General features: G+C 66.1%; 15 protein-coding genes and 3 tRNA genes. 8 read left to right on the top strand and 10 right to left on the bottom strand.

Annotated features, from left to right (window positions below; translation table 11 throughout):
• Position 1: 1 nt before the first annotated feature.
• Entirely contained in the window at positions 2 to 1,204 is a 1,203-nt protein-coding gene (locus tag V4558_14525) for a dipeptidase (GenBank protein ID MES2306720.1), read from the top strand.
• On the opposite strand, the gene V4558_14520 is transcribed toward V4558_14525, so the two are convergent.
• Positions 1,149 to 1,865 (bottom strand): SURF1 family protein, encoded by a 717-nt coding sequence (locus tag V4558_14520; GenBank protein MES2306719.1) that lies wholly within the window; start codon positions 1,863 to 1,865, stop codon positions 1,149 to 1,151. The genes V4558_14525 and V4558_14520 overlap by 56 nt on opposite strands.
• A 170-nt stretch (positions 1,866 to 2,035) precedes the next feature.
• On the opposite strand from V4558_14520, the gene V4558_14515 reads away from it, so the two are divergent.
• From V4558_14515 to V4558_14500, 4 genes are all read left to right on the top strand, one after another.
• Positions 2,036 to 2,668: an outer membrane beta-barrel protein gene (locus tag V4558_14515; protein ID MES2306718.1), complete on the top strand. Its 633-nt coding sequence runs from the start codon at positions 2,036 to 2,038 to the stop codon at positions 2,666 to 2,668.
• A 36-nt stretch (positions 2,669 to 2,704) separates the two neighbouring features.
• A tRNA-Leu gene (locus V4558_14510) sits at positions 2,705 to 2,786 on the top strand.
• Positions 2,787 to 2,799: 13 nt separating this feature from the next.
• Positions 2,800 to 2,874 (top strand) — tRNA-Thr (locus tag V4558_14505).
• A gap of 159 nt (positions 2,875 to 3,033) precedes the next feature.
• On the top strand, positions 3,034 to 4,725 hold the full coding sequence (locus tag V4558_14500; GenBank protein MES2306717.1) for a GspE/PulE family protein: 1,692 nt from the start codon (positions 3,034 to 3,036) through the stop codon (positions 4,723 to 4,725).
• Positions 4,726 to 4,758: 33 nt separating this feature from the next.
• On the opposite strand, the gene V4558_14495 is transcribed toward V4558_14500, so the two are convergent.
• The 3 genes from V4558_14495 to V4558_14485 all read right to left on the bottom strand — a co-directional run bounded on the left by V4558_14495 (position 4,759) and on the right by V4558_14485 (position 6,476).
• Entirely contained in the window at positions 4,759 to 5,217 is a 459-nt protein-coding gene (locus tag V4558_14495) for a hypothetical protein (GenBank protein ID MES2306716.1), read from the bottom strand.
• Between the two features lie 147 nt (positions 5,218 to 5,364).
• On the bottom strand, positions 5,365 to 6,021 hold the full coding sequence (locus tag V4558_14490) for a dienelactone hydrolase family protein (protein MES2306715.1): 657 nt from the start codon (positions 6,019 to 6,021) through the stop codon (positions 5,365 to 5,367).
• Positions 6,018 to 6,476, bottom strand: coding sequence for a MarR family transcriptional regulator (locus V4558_14485; GenBank protein MES2306714.1), 459 nt, complete (start codon positions 6,474 to 6,476; stop codon positions 6,018 to 6,020). The genes V4558_14490 and V4558_14485 overlap by 4 nt, the downstream gene beginning before the upstream one ends.
• A 97-nt stretch (positions 6,477 to 6,573) precedes the next feature.
• Between V4558_14485 and V4558_14480 the strand changes: the two genes are divergently transcribed.
• Positions 6,574 to 6,647: transfer RNA gene (locus tag V4558_14480), tRNA-Pro, on the top strand.
• 121 nt (positions 6,648 to 6,768) lie between these two features.
• Here the strand turns inward: V4558_14480 and V4558_14475 are convergent.
• Both V4558_14475 and V4558_14470 read right to left on the bottom strand, forming a co-directional pair.
• The gene (locus tag V4558_14475) at positions 6,769 to 8,721 is read right to left on the bottom strand and encodes a serine/threonine-protein kinase (GenBank protein ID MES2306713.1); all 1,953 of its coding nucleotides are present in this window, start codon (positions 8,719 to 8,721) and stop codon (positions 6,769 to 6,771) included.
• 205 nt (positions 8,722 to 8,926) lie between these two features.
• Positions 8,927 to 10,504 carry an Ig-like domain-containing protein gene (locus V4558_14470; GenBank protein ID MES2306712.1) on the bottom strand — a complete coding sequence of 526 codons (1,578 nt, stop codon included), beginning with the start codon at positions 10,502 to 10,504 and terminating at the stop codon, positions 8,927 to 8,929.
• Between the two features lie 155 nt (positions 10,505 to 10,659).
• On the opposite strand from V4558_14470, the gene V4558_14465 reads away from it, so the two are divergent.
• Complete coding sequence (locus V4558_14465) at positions 10,660 to 12,312, top strand: M1 family metallopeptidase (GenBank protein ID MES2306711.1); 1,653 nt, start codon at positions 10,660 to 10,662, stop codon at positions 12,310 to 12,312.
• Here V4558_14465 and V4558_14460 read toward each other — a convergent pair whose 3' ends face one another.
• The 4 genes from V4558_14460 to V4558_14445 are packed head-to-tail and all read right to left on the bottom strand — an operon-like array spanning position 12,313 to position 17,589.
• Positions 12,313 to 13,638, bottom strand: coding sequence for a galactokinase family protein (locus V4558_14460; protein MES2306710.1), 1,326 nt, complete (start codon positions 13,636 to 13,638; stop codon positions 12,313 to 12,315). It abuts the gene before it with no gap.
• Positions 13,635 to 14,456: a sugar phosphate nucleotidyltransferase gene (locus tag V4558_14455; GenBank protein ID MES2306709.1), complete on the bottom strand. Its 822-nt coding sequence runs from the start codon at positions 14,454 to 14,456 to the stop codon at positions 13,635 to 13,637. The genes V4558_14460 and V4558_14455 overlap by 4 nt, the downstream gene beginning before the upstream one ends.
• Positions 14,453 to 16,225: a sodium:solute symporter family protein gene (locus V4558_14450; protein MES2306708.1), complete on the bottom strand. Its 1,773-nt coding sequence runs from the start codon at positions 16,223 to 16,225 to the stop codon at positions 14,453 to 14,455. Before V4558_14450 ends, V4558_14455 begins: the two co-directional genes overlap by 4 nt.
• On the bottom strand, positions 16,222 to 17,589 hold the full coding sequence (locus V4558_14445) for a Gfo/Idh/MocA family oxidoreductase (protein ID MES2306707.1): 1,368 nt from the start codon (positions 17,587 to 17,589) through the stop codon (positions 16,222 to 16,224). The genes V4558_14450 and V4558_14445 overlap by 4 nt, the downstream gene beginning before the upstream one ends.
• A gap of 152 nt (positions 17,590 to 17,741) precedes the next feature.
• Between V4558_14445 and V4558_14440 the strand changes: the two genes are divergently transcribed.
• On the top strand, positions 17,742 to 19,058 hold the full coding sequence (locus V4558_14440; protein ID MES2306706.1) for an amino acid permease: 1,317 nt from the start codon (positions 17,742 to 17,744) through the stop codon (positions 19,056 to 19,058).
• Positions 19,059 to 19,099: the final 41 nt, after the last annotated feature.

Genomic DNA, 19,099 nt, shown 5'->3' with positions numbered 1-19,099 from the left:
GATGCGAGCTCGGATGCTGCTGGGCTGGATGCTGCTGATTCCCGTGTCACTGGTGGCGCAGGCAGAGGACGCCGCGATGATTCACGCGCGTCAGTTCCTGGCCTCGCGACCGATCATTGACGGACACAACGATTTGCCCTGGGAAATCCGGATGAACAAGGCCGGCCCCATGGACGTGGCCAAGTACCCGCTGCGGACCCGCGCACCTGGCCAGACCGATTTCGCCCGAATGAAGATTGGCGGGCTCGGTGGGCAGTTCTGGTCGGTCTACATCCCCGGTGAAGCAAAAGACTCGGGTTACGCGAAGATGCAGCTGGAGGAGATCGACATCGCCCGGCGGATGATTGCGATGTACCCCGATCAGTTCCAGCTGGCGCTCTCTGCCGACGATATCGTCGCCGCGCGCAAGGCCGGCAAGGTGGCCTCGCTCCTGGGGATGGAGGGCGGCCACGCGATCGAGAACTCGCTCGGCGCACTGCGGATGTATTACGCCCTCGGCGCGCGCTACATGACACTCACCCACAACGTGACGCTTGACTGGGCCGATGCGGCGCTCGATACGGCGAAGCACGGCGGACTGACCGACTTCGGCCGCGATGTGGTCCGGGAGATGAATCGCCTCGGGATGATCGTCGACCTCAGCCACGTGTCGCCGGGGACGATGAGCGACGCGCTGGACGTCAGTCAGGCGCCAGTGATGTTCTCGCATTCGTCGGCGCGTGCGATTGCGGACGTGCCGCGCAATGTGCCGGACTCCATCCTCGCGCGGCTACCGAAGAACGGCGGCGTCGTGATGGTGACCTTCGTCAGCGGCTTCGTGAAGACCACTGGCATGCGGGAATGGCAGCAGATGCTGCGCGACTCGGTGCGAAGCATCACCGACTCGACAGCGCGAGCGGCGGCGCGGACTGCCTTCGAACAGCGCCATCCGCGCCCGAATGCCACGGCGAAGGATGTGGCCGATCATGTCGAGCACGTGCGCAAGATTGCCGGCATCGACCACGTCGGTCTCGGTGGCGATTACGACGGCACCACCGAACTGCCAGACGGCATGGGCGACGTGACCGGCTACCCGCTCCTCTTCGCCGAGTTGATCCGGCGCGGCTGGACCGACGCCGAACTCACCAAGCTCGCGAACGGCAACATTCTCAGGGTGCTCCGCGGGGTGGAACAGACCCGCGACCGTCTCGCCGCAACGCGATAGTTCCGAACGCGGCGATCGCCAGCGCAATTCCGAACCACTGCAAGGCATAACTCAGGTGGGGGCCGTCGTCGAGCACGGGCGGCTCCACCGACGGGAGTTGCCCGGGGCCGGAGTCATTCCCGGTGAGCAGGAGATACACGTCGTAGCTGGCCGGAGTGCGCTGGCGCAGTACGCTGCGGTCGAGCCGGCGCCACGTGGTATCGCGACCCCGCACGAGGGGTTGTCCGGCATCGGTCGTGACGGGTACCGGAAGGGCGAGCCCTTCGATGGTCACCTCGCCCGCGGTCGGCTCCCGGATAGCAGGAATGGTGGTGGCGTCGGGTGAGGTGACGAAACCGCGCACGACCCAGAGCGTCGCCCCGCTCCCGGCCACTCGAAACGCGGTGGCTACTTCGAGCCCAGGGGCGGCGTCGTGCACTCTGCCCCGCAGCGTGAGTTGTCCGGAGCCGAACTCACCATGCACGCGCAGGCGGCGCCCGGGAACCGGGGCCACGCTGGAATCGGTGAGGTCGAGCGGAGGCAGCGCCCGTGCGGCCAGCAGGGCGGTGTTCGAGGCCCGACGCTGCTGGAGTCGGCGGAGCTGCCAGCGGCAGAGCAGCAGTGCGGCTGTCGTGAGCAGCACGGTGGCACCCAGGAGTGCGACGCGGCGAGTTCGGGACACCTGTGACCCTCTTTCTGGACAGTGGCACCCGGTTTCCGGTGGCACCAAATCGTGCAAGCTGTTGTAGTAGCACAAGATATCGTGTTGGCACACGACCTGCCCACTGCGAGGACCAGCAGTCGCCCACATACCCTTATTTTTCGACGCTGACTTCCACGGAGAACCCGACGATGCCACGCTCACTAGTTGCATTCACCCTGATTGCCCTTGCCGTGGGTGCCACCACTTCGCTGTCTGCTCAGGGACGCCGCGGCGGGCGGGATCGCGGACTGGTTGAACTTCCGGCCGAAGGGGTGCGCTCCGGCTTCTTCATCAGCGGGACGGTAGGTGCCGGTGCCGAGCAGAACAAGTATTCGGTGGAGACGGAATACACCCAGTCGCTCACCAAGCCGACGCTCGGACTCCGCCTCGGTGGGACGCCCAATTCGAGTGTCCGGGTCGGCGGCGAGTTCTTCGGCTGGTTCAATTCCGTGGACGGTGGCACCGAGACGTTCGGCGCCGGGCTGGTGATGGCGCAGGTGTACCCGCTGAAGAACGCGGGACTGTACCTCAAGGCCGGTGGCGGCATTGCGCAGGCGGGCACCCCGCCGCCGGACTTCATCGGGCCGAACATCACCGAAACCGGCTTCGGCTGGAGCGTAGGTGCAGGATTTGACATCGCGCTGTCGCCGCAGGTGTCGCTGGGGCCCACGGTGGACTTCTACAAAGGGACCTTCACCAAGCGGAATGAGCCGACCCTGAGCGACCGCGTCCTCAACATCGGCGTCCAGCTCTCCTTCCAGACTGGCGGACGGCGGCGTTGACCCTCCCGGCGTGGCCCGCTATACTCTGCCCGCCACGCCCTGATGGTGAAACTGGTAGACACGCTATCTTGAGGGGGTAGTGCCGCAAGGCGTCGCGGTTCGAATCCGCGTCAGGGCATTGCGAGGGCCTCGCCACTGTAGCTCAGGGGTAGAGCACTCGATTCGTAATCGAGCGGTCGTCAGTTCAAATCTGACCAGTGGCTCCAGTGATGACGCGGCTCCGGCCGCGTTCGTCATTTCCGGGAGCGGCTGGCATGCGCCCGACCGCCTGAAGGTTCCCTCATCTTCCATTTCCGTTCCCTTCAAACCCCGTTCCTCTACCGCCTCTACCTTCCCGACCAGGACACTGCGGAAGGAGATAGGCGATGCTACAGCGACTTGGTGACGAACTGGTACGCACGGGGACAGCGACGTCCGAGGTGGTGGAGGCCGCCGTCGTCGAGGCCCGCCGGGGTCACCATCGGCTCGGCGACATGTTGCTCGAACGCGGCGTCGTGAACGAGCGCGACCTCTACCGCGCCCTCGCGACAATCCACGAGCTTCCGTTTACCGATAGCGAAGATCTCCTCACCCGGATCGACCCCTCGCTCGCGCTCGCGGTCCCGCCACGATTCCAGGAACTCCACCAGGTCCTCCCCATCACACTGGCCGACGGTCGCCTGCTCGTTGCTACCAGCGAGCCGCGGATCGAGGTGCCGGAGCTCGGCGCGGCTCTTGGCGCGCGCGTCGTGGATCAGGTGGTCGTGACGCCGACCGACCTGCGACGCTTGCGGATGGCACTCGAGCTCGAGCAGGCGGGGAAACAGCAACAGCCGGTGGTGTCGCAACGGCAGGCGCAGGATCTGCTGATGAGTGATCCCGCCGCGACCGAGTCGGCGCTGCGACTGCTCGACGAACTGCTGCTTGACGCGGTCGCCGAGCGCGCGAGCGACATCCACGTCGAGACCTATCGCGGGCGCGCGCGCGTGCGGATCCGCGTCGATGGCGACCTCCGCGATCTCAAGCACTACAACCTGACCGATCTGCAGCGGCTCGGGCTCATCAACGTCATCAAGGTGCGAGCCGGCCTCGACATCGCCGAGCACCGACTGCCGCAGGGTGGTCGTTTCGTCACCCGGTCGGGAAAGCAGGTCTTCGACATCCGCACGCAGACCCAGCCCTGCCTGCATGGTGAGCACGTGGTGATGCGCCTCCTGCCCCAGGACACCAACAATCTGGTGGGGATTTCGGAACTGGGGTTCCCGCCGCAGATCGCGGCGATCTACCGGCGGCTGCTCGATTCTCCGGGCGGACTGATCCTGGTCGTGGGGCCGACGGGGTCGGGGAAGTCAACGACACTGTACGCCGGCCTGCAGGTCCTCGCCGCGGACACGTCGCGCAAGGTCATCACGGTCGAGGATCCGATCGAGTACGCGCTCGACGGCATTCAGCAGACGCAGGTCCGCCCGGAGATCGGATTCGAATTCGCCAACGCCATGCGGGCCTTCGTTCGCGAGGATCCCGACGTGATCCTGGTGGGCGAGATCCGCGATGGCGAGACTGCACTCGAAGCGCTGCGGGCATCGCAGACCGGCCATCTGGTGCTCTCGACCCTGCATTGCAACGATACGGTCGACGCGGTGCAGCGATTGATTGATCTGGGCATGCACCCGAATTCGATCGGCAGCGAATTGCTCGCGGTCTTCTCGCAGCGGCTGGTCCGGCGTATCTGCACTGCCTGTCGCGAAGTCGCGACGCCCCCGGCCGATCTGGTCGCCGAGGTGTTCCCGGCCGGCGTGCCCGACACGATGCAGTTCTTTCACGGGAAGGGGTGTGATCACTGCCACGGCAGCGGATGCTACGGCCGGATCGCCGCGATCGAGTTCCTGCCCGCGTCGCCGGAACTGCGGGTCGCCATTTCGCGCCGCGCCACCGTGGATGAACTACGCGGCTTCGCGCTGCGGGCGGGGTTGCTCCCGCTCCGCGAGCACGCGCTGCAACTGGTGCGCGAGGGTGTGATTCCGCTGGAAGAGCTCCGGACCATGCTGCCGCCGGAACGGCTCGCCCCCGACCGCTAGTGATTCAGCAATCGGGGAGGTGCTGCGACTCGCTCAGGGCGCGCCCCACTTCCACGTCGCTCCAACCATCGCGCCGTAGCTCATCACGGCGATGGGCCAGCGATACCACTGCTTCCGGCCACCCTGCTTCGCCCAGACCATGAGCATCGGCCCACTGCCTTCCACGATCTCGCTCCCTGCGTCCCGAAGCACGAACCCCGCATTCGGCCACTTGCCGCCCGGCTGACCCCGCAGGGCATAGAGCAGCTTCGAGGCGACGACAGGGGCCGTGGCGGCCACCACGGACGCTCCGGGGCGTCCCATCCCGAGTTCACGAGCGACAGCGTAGGCACCGAAGGCTGTGACTGCCTTGGTCGCCCGATAGCCGAGTCGGGTGATGGTAACCTGGTCGCTGGCGCTGATGTCCTGCGACAGCACGGTGGTCGGGATGGTGTAGGACAGCAACAACAGGATGCCGAGAGCGCGCCACGGGAGCTTGGACGAGGGAAGCATTTTCGACTGGTTCCGGAGAGGGCTGGACCGCGTCGAAAGGCTGGGGGACGAACCTTTCAAGTGATGAAGCTGGAAGGAGTTACGGGTCTCTTCCCGGTTCCGGTACGGGGGCGAAAAAGCCCCCCGTGCAGCGACGCCACACCTCCCCTATTGGCAAGCTGTGGACCGTAGCCACAGGGATGCTGATCGAAGCTCTGCCGGAGAGATGCTGTGCCCCATCCCGGGGTAACTCTCGGTGGTCAGCTCGGCGCCGACGTCGCGTAGCGCGGCCCACCCGGCCTCCGCGTTCGCAAAGGGGATGGCCCCATCGGCGGTTCCATGGCCCCACCAGATCGGCAGCGTCGCGACCGTGGCAGGGGTAGCCACCACGGACGGGTGATCGGCGAGGAAGCCCGAGAATACCATCACCGCTCCCACCCGGCCCCGGTTCCGAAGCGCGAAGGCCAGGGCCGTGGTGCCCCCCTGGGAGAAACCACCGAGGACGATGGATCCAGAGGAAACCGCACGGCCCAGGAGGGCGGGGAGATCATCAAGGAACCGGGCCAGCGCTTCCTGGCCGGCGACGAAAGATTCCGCTTCGGGCGTCGTTCCGCCGAGGAAGCGATACCACGCCCAACCCGGGCCGTAGCCCCATGGCGCGGCTTCGAACGGTGCGCGCACCGAGACCACGGTGGCGCGGGAGTCGAGTTCACGACCGATCGGGAAGAGATCGCGTTCGTCACTTCCGCGCCCGTGCAGGAGCACCAGCACCGGCGCGTCGGGCTGGCCTGGTGACACAAGCGCCTGGAGCAATGGAGTGGTCATTTACGGCGTCCTGAAGTAGCTGGTTCGGCGATACCGGCCGCGCCCTTGCCGAGAGTGCGCAGCAGCGCGGCGAGCTCACGCTGTTCCGCCCCGTTGAGCGCGGAGCAGGCGTCGCGAATGACTTCGGCGTGAGCAGGAAAGATCTTGGCGATGAATCGTTTCCCCGGCTCGGTCAGGCGCGCGTACCGGGCACGGCGATCCTCATTGCACGCGGCGCGCTCCACCAGCCCGCGTCGCTCGAGCCGGTCGACCAGCCAGGTCACGCCCCCGCTCGAGACGAGGAGCTTCTTCTGGAGTTCGCCGAGGAGTGCCGGGCCGTCGTGGTGCAGGGCCTCGAGCACGCCAAATTCGGCGATGGTGAGGTCGTGTTCACGGGCATGTTCTTCGGCACGCGCCCCGATGGCCTGATAGGCACGAGCGAGGACGACCCAGAGCTTGAGAGCGTCAGTTGGCATCTTAGTGCTAAGGTACTTTCGGATTGGCCGGGACGCCAGCACCGCTCCGGCACCCTTCCGATGCCCTCATGCTGCCGCTAGCTTGTCGTCCGTATCGCGGGACGTAGCGCAGTCCGGTAGCGCACTACCTTGGGGTGGTAGGGGTCGCGGGTTCAAATCCCGCCGTCCCGATGCGAAAAGCAGAGACTAGAGACTTGAGATCAGAGATTAGAGACTGAGAGGGCCGGCATCTCGTGACGAGGTGCCGGCCCTTACAGCTTCTCTCTTCTCTAGTCTCTAGTCTCTAGTCTTGCTATCCGTTCCGCTTCTTCAGCTCCTTGACGGCGTCAGGCAGGTCCTTCGCGGCAGCCTTCTTGAGCCATTCCATCCCGGCGGCTTCGTCCTTCGGGGTGCCCTTGCCCTTGAAGTACATCTGGGCGGCCTGCCACGAGGCCTCGGCCGACCCCTTGTCGGCGGCCTTCTTGTACCAGTCGAGTGCTTCGGTCTCGTTCTTCGGAATGCCGCGTCCCTTGGCAAGAAACTCGGCCAGCTTCTCCATGGCCGCGCCGTCGCCCTTTTCGGCAGCACGGCGATACCAGAGTGCGGCCTCGCTCTCGTCCTTCTTGACACCGCCGCCGTTCTCGAGCCGGAAGGCCAGCAGTTGCTGCGCCTTGAGCATCCCGGTGGCCGCTGCCTCGCGCAGCAGTGCGATGGCCTCGCCGTTGTTCTGCGGTGTGCCGCGACCGATTTCAATCATCCGGGAGAGCTGGAATTTCGCCTCGGCATCGGTTGCCGCTGCCCGCCGGTACCAGCTTACTGCCTGCGCCGGGTCCTGCGCGACACCGTTGCCACGATCATACATCGTGGCGAGAATCCGCTGCGCGCTGGCACTGCCGCCCTCGGCTTCCTTGGCGCAGGCGGTTGCGGCCGCACTCCAGTCGCCTGCGTCCGAAGCGCGACCACAGCTTGCTGCCGAGGTCGCCGGGCTGGTTGTTGCGGGTCCGCCGGGAGTTCCGGCCGGGACCTTAGCTCCCTTCGCCAGTGGCGCATTCGACCCCGCCGGCAGGGCGTTCTTCTCTCCCTTCGTCGCGGGGCTTCCTGGTGCCGAGGTCGGCGCGGTCGTGGCGCCGCCTGCTGCTGGCGGAGCCGCCGGCGGCGCGCCGGGGAGCGCCGTCGCCGGAGGAACCGCGGTGCTATTGGCGAGCTCGTCAGCCGCCAGGCCTGATTCGGTCCGGCTTGAGTACCAGAAGATCCCGCCGAGGCCCACGGCTACCAGCAGCAGTAGCACAGCAAAGGGCGAGGTCTTCTTCGGCGTGACTATATGCAGCGGTGGCGGTGGCGTGAGGGTGCTCTCGGCGTCGAGCATCGCACCGAACTCGCGCATCGACGGGAAGCGTTCTGCCGGTTCCTTGGCCATGGCGCGCTGGATCGCCGTCGCCATCGGCGCCGGAAGTTCCGGAACCTTCTCGGTGATCGGACTGGGGTCGGCGACCAACTGCTTGTAGAGTACCGCGCGCGTTGATTCGCCCTCGAACGGCAGCACCCCGCTCAGCATCCGGTAGCCGACGACGGCAAGCGAATACTGGTCGGTGCGGGCATCGATGGTCTTGTCGCCGCACGCCTGCTCGGGGCTCATGTACTGGGGTGTCCCGATGATGATGCCCGTCGTGGTCAACGCCTCGGCGGGATCGCCGTCTTCACCGGTCGCGGCGCCGACGATCTTGGCGATGCCGAAGTCCATGAGCAGGACGCGCTTGTCCTTGCCCTCGAGCATCAGGTTTTCGGGCTTGAGGTCGCGGTGCACCACGCCGGCATCGTGGGCATCGGCCAGTCCCGAGGCGGCTTCCTTGAGGATGCGCCGCACTTCGGCAATCGGCATGGCGCCGTCGCGGTCCAGGATGGCGCGGAGACTCTCTCCCTGGATCATCGGCATGATGATGTAGGCGAGTCCTTCGGCCTCCCCGACGTCGTAGACTGGCACGATGTTCGGGTGACGCAGTGCGGCGATCGTTTCGGCCTCGCGCCGGAAGCGCTGCAGGAGATCCGGCGAGAGGCCCAGATCGGGACGCAACACCTTTACGGCTAGGTCGCGCTTCAGCCGGAGATCGCGTGCCTTGAAGACCTCGGCAAAACCGCCGGCGCCGATCCGGTCCTGCAACTCGTAGCCCGGTCCAAGTGCGCGCTGGAGCTTGCTCCGCAGCGCCACTGGGCCGATGCCCGACCGCGTCACCGCTACCCGTTCGCCCGTTTCCCGATTGAGGCCCACGGGCGTTTCGGTCCCGCATACGTAGCAATACGCCGCGACACCCGGGAGAGGAGTGTGACAGGTCGGACAGGTGCGAGTTGGCTGGCTCATTGGTCGCCGGCGTGGGGAGAATGCTAGGAGAGTAGCAACGACAGGGGCGGAGTCAAGGAAACGACTCCGCCCCCGCCGGTGTTCCCCGGCCCAGCGCCCGGCTCGCGTTCGAAAACTACTGCAGGCCGACGACCGCGAACCGGGTATCGGCCCGCACGCCCGCCGGGGTGCTGCACGCGATGCCGACCGTCGTCGAACCGGCATCACCCCCCCAGCTCGTCACGTGACAGCGGCGAGCCGTCGTGCCGACGGCGGCAACATGGAACGTCTCGGTGGCACCGGCCGAGCGGCCGAAGCCGTTGAAGAGCACCTGATAGGTTCCGGCTCCGCTGCGGGTGACCACGACATCGCCCGTCGGCTTGACCGCGCTGCTCGTCGGGACGTAACTCGCGACCGCGGGCTGGTCGGCGTCGGCGAAGGCAACCTTCGCGTCAGTTCGAGGTCCCGAAATCAGAGCGATATCGAAGCGGGAATCGATCGGATCCCCTGCGGCGTTGAAGCAACGGACCTCGACGTCGGTATTCGCGCCGGCACTGACCCAGCCGCCGAGCTGACACTGGATAGCAGTCGCGCCGCCGCCGTACGTGGAGACGATGACGCCCTCGCGATCCGCGCCATTCGCCCGTGCGAGTCCGGCGAAGCGCACTGAGTAGACACCGGCGCCGCTGTGGCTCACCGTGATTGGAAGTCCGCTCGATGAGTATCGGTAATCGGGACTCGCAATGGATGTTGCCGATGCCGCGTCATCGACCCAGGCGTAGCCGTAGCGGCCCGCAAAGGTTGCCGAACCGAGTACCGTGAAATCGAAGCGCGCATCGGCAGGCGTGCCGGCCGCATCGAAGCAGCTCAGGTTCGCCGCGACATCATTCCATCCGCCGACGCGGCAGAAGTAGCCATCGGGTGTGCCGTAGGCCGTCACGAAGAGCGCCTCGGTCTCCCGCGTGGCGCGGCCAATCTGCGGATAGCCGACGGTGTAGTTCCCGGTGCCCGCCTTGTTGACGCTGAAGGCGCCGGCGAATGACGCAAAGGAGTAGCCCGTCGTCGGCTCGTAGACGGCGGCGGGGTTCTGGTCATTGTTCCAGAAATAGGCGAGGCGCGGGCGGACCACCCAGACCTTTGCCGATCCGACCTGACCCTCGCTCGTCGCGGTCACGGTCGTCGTGGTGCTCGGTGCGAGGGCCGCAAGGAGGCCGCTCCCCGAGACGGTGGCTGAGGCCACATTGGTCGAACTCCACGCGATGGTCCGACCGGTCAGCGCGATGCCGCCGGCGTCTCTCGGAGTGGCGGCGAAGAGAAATGCTCCGCCCGGGGCCACCACGACCGAGTCGGGCACCATCAGTACGCTTGCGACCGGGGGGATGGAGACGGTGATTGTTGCGGTGCCACTCTTGCCGCCGCTGGTGGCGGTGATCGTTACCGTGCCGGCTCCGACAGCGGTGACCACACCTGCTCCGGACACCGTGGCGACCGAGGCATTGTCGGTCGTCCAGGCGACCGTGGTCGCGGTGCAATTGGTCTGGGTGACGTTGGCGCCGAGTGTCGTCGAGCCGCCAACAAGCATGGTCGCCGGGGCGCCGGTGATCGCGACGGCACTGATGCTGCACGTGGGGTCGCCGGTGCCATTGTCGCTGCTGCAGCCGGCGATGGCGGCCAGTGTCAGTGTCAGGCTGAGGAAGAGAGAACGGGGGCGCATCGTGGGCTCCTTTCGGGGGGTCGATTGAGCGTGGACAATCCCATCGTATCGACCGCAGGGGAGCGGTTTTGTAGGCTGCCCCCACCCGGGAATGGACCCGTTACCCCGGAGGTGCCATACTTGACGCTTCTCCTTCCAATCCCGGACTGGCCCAGATGCGTCGCTGGTGTCTCGTTGCCCTGGTTCCCGTGCTGGCCGGCTCGCTCGCCGCCCAGCAGCCAAAGGTGTTCACCCACGCCGATACGCTCCGGGGGACCGTGACCCCCCAGCGAGCCTGGTGGGATGTGGCCTTCTACGACCTCGACGTCACCATTCGTCCAGCCGACAGCAGCATCACCGGTGTGAACATCATTCGCTATCGCGTCAGGAGCGCGGCGAAGGAAATGCAGCTCGATCTCCAGACGCCGCTCGAAGTCGACAGCATGGTGCAGGAAGGTCGCCGCGTCCGGTTCCGTCGCGACGGCAATGCCTTCTTCGCGATGCTGGTGTCGCCTCAGCGGGTCGGCAGTGAGAAGGCGATCACCGTGTACTACCACGGCAAGCCTCGACCCGCCAAGCGCCCGCCCTGGGATGGCGGCTTCACCTGGGTCAAGGATTCGCTCTCGCGGCCCTGGATCGTGACCTCGAACCAGGGGCTCGGCGCGTCGGTCTGGTGGCCGAACAAGGACTCGCAGACGGACGAACCTGACAGCCAGCGGGTAGCGATCACGGTGCCCGATCCGCTGATGAATGTCTCGAACGGCCGGCTGCGTCGGGTGACCCATCACGCCAACGGCACCAGCACGTGGGAATGGTTCGTCCGCAACCCGATCAACAACTACGACATCGCCGTGTCCGCGGGCAACTACGCCCACTACAGCGATCAGTATCAGGGCGAGAATGGTCCGCTCACGATGGACTTCTATCCGCTCGATTATCACCTCGCCGCGGCACAGCGGACCTTTCCGCAGGCCAGGGAGATGCTGCAGTGCTTCGAACACTGGTTCGGCCCGTATCCGTGGTATGAGGACGGCTACAAGCTGATCGAATCACCGCACAACGGGATGGAACATCAGAGTGCAGTCGCGTACGGCAACGACTACGCCAATGGCTACAAGGGGCGCGACGCCTCCGGCACCGGGTACGGGATGAAATGGGACTTCATCATCGTGCACGAGAGCGCCCACGAATGGTTCGGCAACAACATCACGTCCAGGGACGTGGCCGACATGTGGGTGCACGAAAGCTTTGCGAACTATGCCGAGGGGCTCTTCACCGAGTGCAAGTTCGGCAAGAAGGCGGGCGAGGACTACAACATCGGCAATCGGCGCGGCATCCGGAACGACTCGCCGATCCAGGGGACCTTCGGGGTCCAGAATCAGGGTTCGGGTGACATGTACCCGAAGGGCGGCAACATGCTGCACACGATCCGTCACATCATCAACAACGATGACAAGTGGCTCGCGATCCTGCGCGGGCTCAATCGCACGTTCTGGCACCAGACGGTGAGTGGCGCGCAGATCGAGGATTACATCAGTGCCCAATCCGGCATCAACCTGAGCAAGGTCTTCGAACAGTATCTCACCACGATCAAGATCCCGGTGCTCGAGTACCGCATCGCCGGTACCACGCTCTCGTATCGCTGGACCAACGTGGTCAACGGCTTCGATATGCCGCTGCCGGTCACGACCGCGGATTCGAGTTATGTGGTGGTCCACCCGACGGCAGAGTGGCAGACGATCCCGGTGAAGCTGTCGGCACCAGCGGCGTTCGCGGTCGACCGCAACTTCTACGTCAAGACCAAGGATGTGAGCGCGACGGCGCCCTGATCAGATCTCGGTCGCGGCGGGGCCAGCCGCCGAGAGGAAGGCGTCGGCGCGCTGCCGATGCTCCGGAAAATGCTCGATATAGTCTTCGAGCCAGGCGGCGCGGAACTGCGCCGCCGATGCTTCGGGCACCAGTGCCCAGACGCTCCCCCCAAATCCCGCTCCGAACGCTGACGCGGCTGCGGCTCCGTGCGCGAGGGCGCTGTGGACGAGGTAAACAGTTTCGGGCACCTGATTCGCAAGGGTCCGCTCGGCGTGGGACTGCGATCGCGCCACGAGTTCTCCGGCGCGTCCGAGATCACCATTCGCCAATGCTGCCACCACGCCCGGAATGATCACCTCGACTTCATCGCGGAACTGCGCCAGCCGGGCGGCGAGTGCGGCCGATGTTGCTTCTGCGATCGCAGCGAGCCGTGGCGGGGCGTCCGGCGCACTGCGCAGGGCGGCGAAGAGCGAGGGATCGCTGCGACCGGTCGCCTCGCACCAGCGTGCGAGGAGCGTCGAGAGTTCCCCCGAGAGCGCGTTGTAGTGTGCCTGAACCCGTCCCGCCTTCGCCGCGTGGACGCCTGAGACTCCCACAACGAAGGTCCAGCCTGTGGGGAGCGCGAAGTCGGCCTCGGGGGTCACCGGCAGGAAATGGTATTGCGACAGCCTTCCCGCGCGGCAGCGGAGGATCGCGGTGTGGTCTTCACTGCCGCCGTGCGTGCCGACGCCGCGATCAGCGGGGAAGCTGCCGAAGACGCGACCGTTCTCGACGGCCCCGAGATAGCCCGCGAGGGCATCGTCATTGGCAAATGCTGCTTGCCACTCGGCCGTCTGTCGCAGGTTGTTGACGCTCGCGAGCGGCAGGAAGGTGGCGATCACGAGGGCGCTCGAGGACGACAATCCGGACGCGGCCGGCAACGACGAACGAATCACCATGTCGAGACCGGTCGTGGCACGGGGGAAGTCGCGCGCGACGCGTCGGATCACGGAAATCGGATAGTCGGTCCAGTGTCCTGGGCGCGGCTCGACCTCGGCAGCGAGCGGCACCGACAGCATCGCGTTGGAGGAAGCGTCGAGCAGGCGAATCAGGCCATCGGTCCGCGGTCGTGCGACGACATGGAAGCCGCGCTCGACCGCCGCCAGCAGCGAGCGACCTCCGCCGTAATCGGTGTGCTTGCCGAGGACCTCGATGCGACCCGGCACCCACCACGCGCGCGCCGTGGCAGTATTCCCGAAGCGCTCGGCGAAGCGGCGCTCGACCTCCGCAAAGCGCTCCGTGGCAAGGAGCGCGCTGCGACCCTGCAGACCCAGGGCCGCAACCCGATCGGCCCAGGTGCGCGTCACGCTGTCGGTTCCCGGGTTGCGAGTCGGGTCGCCACTGACGCGATATCGCCACGTGCCGACAGGTCGAGTACGCCGGCACGGATGCGGACCGTGTGAACTGCGACGCCCCGGCTGATCGCCAGTGCGATCGCTTCGGGCAGCTCGAACTCACCGCGCGCCGACTTCGGAACGTCACGGCATGCTGCGATCGTCGCGGAGTCGAGGCGCCACAGGTTCATCGACACCCACGGCGCGGGCCCGGCCGCAGCGAGCTGGGCCGGGTCGGGTTTCTCGATGATGCGCGCGAGCATGTGATCGGGACGAATCTCGAGAATCGCAAACGCGGCGAGACGGGCTGCATCGATGTTTCCCTCGCGCACGAGGGCAGCGAAATCGAACGCGGCGAGCCCGGGCCCGTCGAGTGCCACCATCGCCCTGATGGCCTCGACTGGATAGAGATTGTCGGCATTGAGCACGAGGGCGTCGCGGTCTGCTCGCCATGACTCGGCCGCCAGGACCGCGTTCGCGGTGCCGAGTGGCTCAGCCTGGATGGCGAAACTGATGCGCAAGCGTTGCGCGGGATGCTGAGCGAAGTAGTCGAGCAGGATGTCGTGGTCCGGAGCAACCACGAGGCAGACGTCACTGATGCCGGCGTCGGCGAGGCTCGACAGCAGATGCAGCAGAAACGGTCGTCCGCGCGCGTCCGGAATCATCATCTTAAGGCCGCGATCGGCGGCGGCGGCCTGCACCGGATCGATCACGACCCCGACGGCCTCGCGACGCATCCGCGTCCCGAGGCCGCGCGCGAGCACGATCGCGCTGGTGGCGGGGTGGTTCATCCGGTGGAGGCACCACTCCAGAGGCGCGGGACCAGCCGGATCAGCCACGCCGCGCTGATCACGAAAGTGGTGATCCAGAAGAGGGCAGGGCCGGTACGGCCGTACAGGAGTGAGCCAGTTCCGAAAAGCGCCCCATAGACCATCATGACGCCGAGCATCCAGGCGAGGAAGGCCTGCGGGAGGGAATCGGGTGAGGCGCCGAGGCCGGACTCCTCACGAATGGCGCGCCATCCCGGCCCGGCCGGTCGAACCTGGCGATAGAAGGCGAGGAGCGTCCCATGTTCGGTCGGTGCGGTGAGGAATGCGGTGGTGACCCAGACCAGCGTGGTGACCGCAATCGTTCCCAGGAGCGGGAGCGAGGCCGGGATGACGAAGCCCTGCTTTTCGGCGATGAAGAAGCCGACCGCCATGCCGAACGACGAGACCATGGCCGCGATTTCACACCAGGCATTGATGCGCCACCAGAACCAGCGAAGCAGATAGAGGAGGCCCGTCCCCGCGCCAACCGAGAGGAGTAGCGAGAACGCCTGTTTCGCGTTGTCGAGCATGTACGTGAAGCCGACACCAGCCACCATCAGCAGCAGGGTCATGACGCGGCCCATGAGGACATAGTGCTTTTCGCTCGCGTCGGGTTTGACGAACCGGCGCCAGAAGTCATGCACGAGGTAGGACGATCCCCAATTCAGGTGCGTCACAATGGTGGAGACATACGCCGCGAGCATACCGGCGATCATCACGCCAAGCCAACCGTGCGGCAGGAACTTGAGCATCGCCGGATAGGCCATGTCGTGCCCCACGAGCGAAGGATCGACGTTGGGGAAGGCGACGCGAATCGAGTCGAGCGTCGGGAAGACGATGATCGAGGCGAGGGCGACGATGATCCAGGGCCACGACCGCAGGGCGTAATGCGCCACGTTGAAGAAGAGCGTGCCGGCGAGGGCGTCGCGCTCCGACTTTGCCGCGAGCATCCGCTGGGCGATGTAGCTGCCGCCACCCGGTTCGGCACCGGGATACCAGACCGACCACCATTGTACCGTCAGCGGAATCACGAAGAGTGACAACGTGAGTCCCCAGTCGCTGAAGTCGGGGACGAGATTGAGCGTGTTGGCCGGCAGCTTGGCGACAATGCCGGCCATGCCACCCACTTCGGGCTGATGGAGTGCGAAGTAGGCGGCCGCGAACGCGCCGCTCATGGCGATGCCGAACTGGATGAAGTCGACGACCAGCACGCCCCAGAGCCCGGACGTTGCGGCGAAGACGACGTTCAGGATGGCACAGATGAGCAAGGTCTTGCCGATCGGCCAGCCGAGCACCACGTTGGCAATCTTCGCGGCCGCGAGATTGACCGAGGCCATGATGAAGCAGTTGAAGAAGAAGCCGAGATAGACGGCCCGGAAGCCGCGCACCAGCGTCGCAGCGCGACCACTGTAGCGCAGCTCATAGAACTCGAGATCGGTGAGGACGCCGCTGCGCCGCCAGAGTCGCGCGAAGAAGAAGACCGTTGCCATCCCGGTGAGGAGGAAGGCCCACCATTGCCAGTTGCTCGCGACGCCGCCGGTCCGGACAAAGTTGGTGACGAGGTTCGGCGTATCGGTGCTGAAGGTGGTCGCCACCATCGAGACGCCGATGAGCCACCATGGCGCCGCCTGGCCCGAGGTGAAGAACTCCGCCGTGCTGCTGCCGGCTTTTCGCGCAAGCAGCACGGGCGGGATAAAGCAGATGACGATTGAAGCGATGACAATGCCCCAGTCCAGCGTTGTCGGGTTCATGCGCCCTTCCGCTGCTGCTGCCAGACACCGCGGGTGAAATCAGGGAACTTCATCGGGGCACTCCCCTTCTTGAGTGAGGCTTCGCTGAGCGGCCATGGTGCGCTCCACGCTGCGGCGTCATAGACGTTGAAGTCGGGCGGCAATCCTTCCCGCATGCACTCCACCAGCCGGTATGCCATGATGTAGTCCATGCCGCCGTGGCCGCCCTTGGCGCGCGCGATCTCGCCCACGCGCTGCCAGAGGGGATGGGTATACTGCGCCTTGAACTCGTCGATCGGCTTGAACTGCTCGCCGCCCTGCTGCCCATCGAGGAAGAAGCGCGCGGGGTAGTCCTTGAAGACGCCTTTCGTGCCGCGGATGGAGTTGAGTCGGTCGTACGGCGTGGGAGAACTCACGGTATGCTGTAGCAGGATGGTCTTGCCGAGCATTGTCTTGATGAGCGAGGTGTTGAGGTCACCCTCGACGTAGGTCTCGCGCCACTTCGGACTCTCCTTCAGGACATGTGCTTCACGCCAGAGCGACAGGCCCCGCTCTGCGGTCGACATCGAGACGAGGTAGTCGAACCGGTCGCCCTTGTGGATGTCGAGATACCACGCCACGGGCCCGAGCCCATGGGTCGGGTAGAAGTTGCCCTGTCGGTTGGTATGCGGCAGCCGACGCCAGAGTCCCTCGTCCCGGTCCTCGAACAGCAGCGCCCTGAGGTCGTGGATGTACGCCGCCTCGGCATAGAGGACCTCGCCGAACAGGCCCTGCTTGACCATGGTATCGACGAGCATCTCGTTGAAGTCGTAGCAGCAGTTCTCCATCATCAGGCAGTGCTTGCGCGACTTCTCGGACGCGTCGACCAGGGCCCAGGCCTCCTCGAGCGAGGTCGCCGCCGGCACTTCGGTCGCCGCGTGCTTGCCGGCCTTCAGGGCGGCGAGACAGACCGGTGTATGCCAGGGCCATGGCGTCGCCGTGTAGACAATGTCGATGTCGTCGCGCTCCACCAGTTGCTCGAAGGCACGCTCGCCGCTGGTGTAGAGCGTAGGCGCCGGCTGGCCCGCGTCGGTTACCATCTTCGCCGCACGCTGCGCCTTTTCGGGGACGATGTCACAGAGGGCGGTGATCTGGACACCGTCGACGGCGAGCAGTTCACCCAGCACTGACTTGCCTCGCAAGCCGGTCCCGACGATCGCGATGCGAACCTTGGCGTGCTTCTCGAACGGCACATCCATCATCGTGGCGGCGCGCGCGAGGGGGGAGACCGGAGGCGCGGCAGCGTCCGCGAGTTCGGGGGAGAGCGCAAACGCCGCACCGGTGGCACCGGCCACCTTGAGCAGGTCGCGGCGCGAGAGCGACGCGTCGGGAGAACCGTGCGACATGAGCGGGATCCGTGTGGGGTGGGTCGGCGTGGACCGGGGGACAGTGGCCACGGCCGGATTCTAGCAGGTCGCCGGCGCTGGCGCGAGGCACCTGTCGGTCGTGTGACGCGCCGGCACACCGCGCGACGCTATCTTCGATGTACAACCTCGCCATGACCACACCGCCTTCGCCTCGTCCCCTCGGCTTCTCGGCCGCACTCGCCACCGTGGTGGCCAACATCGTTGGCACCGGGGTGTTCGTGACGCTGGGGCTGCAAGTGCAGGAGACCACCGACGGCTTCACCCTGCTCGCGCTCTGGTTCGTCGGCGGGCTGATCGCGTTGGCCGGCGCGCTCACTTACGGCGAACTCTCCGCCGCGATCCGTGGCTCGGGGGGCGAGTACCGGTTCCTCGGCCGGATCTATCACCCTGGCCTCGGCACCGTGGCCGGCTGGGTCTCCGTTGCGGTGGGGTTCGCGGCACCGGTGGCACTCGCGGCGATGGCGCTGGGTCAATACGCCGGGCCGTTGCTTGGCATCCCGGCGCGCACGCTCGGCATCCTCGCGATCCTCGCAGCCACAGGTGTCCATCTGCTGGCGCCGCAGGTCGGCGGCCGAGTGCAGGTTGTCGTCACGGCCATCAAGGTGTTGCTCATTCTCGCATTCATCGGTGTCGGCTGGATCCGGGGTCCCGATTCGGGGATGACGTTCGCGCCGGCGGCGAGTTCGCTGGGCAACATCGCGAGCGGTTCGTTCGCGCTCTCGCTGGTCTTCGTTTCCTACGCGTATTCCGGCTTCAATGCCGCGGCATACTTCCAGGCGGAAGTCGTCAACGCCGAGCGCAACGTGCCACGCGCCCTCGCGCTGGGCACGCTGCTCGTCACGGCGCTCTACGTGGGGCTCAACTGGATCTTCCTCCGCACCACACTGATCGAGAATCTCGCCGGTCAGATCGATGTGGGCGCGATTGCCGGCGAACAGATCTTCGGCGCGGCGGGGGGGCGATTGATGCGCGCGGTGATCGCGCTGTTGCTCGTCTCCTCGATCAGTGCCATGACACTGGCAGGGCCTCGCGTGATCGAAGCGATGGCCGAAGACCTGCCGCCACTACGACCGCTGGCGCAGCGCACTGCCATTGGTTCGCCCGCGAGGGCCGTGCTGCTGCAGGGTGCGCTGGCGCTGGCCTTCGTGCTCACCGATTCATTCGACGGGATCCTGACCTACGCCGGCTTCACGCTCACGCTCTTCACGTTTCTGGCCGTACTCGGTGTCATCATCCTGCGCCGCCGCGAGCCCGACCTGCCGCGGCCATACCGCGTCTGGGCGTACCCGTGGATTCCACTCTTCTTCGCGGGTTTCTCCCTCTGGACGTTGCTGGTGGTGATCCGGGACCGGCCGATGGAGGCCGTGGGTGGTGCGGTGACTTTAGGTGTTGCCGCGCTGCTGACGTGGCTCGTGACCGAGCGTCCCGCGGACGATCCATCGCCGTGAAACCGGCTTGGTGATGGAAATAAGAAGGGGGACTCCGCGTG

Source organism: Gemmatimonadota bacterium (assembly GCA_040388535.1).
GTDB lineage: Bacteria > Gemmatimonadota > Gemmatimonadetes > Gemmatimonadales > GWC2-71-9 > Palsa-1233.
The sequence above is the reverse complement of the archived record's forward strand: the minus strand, read 5'-3'. Positions and strand labels throughout refer to the sequence as shown.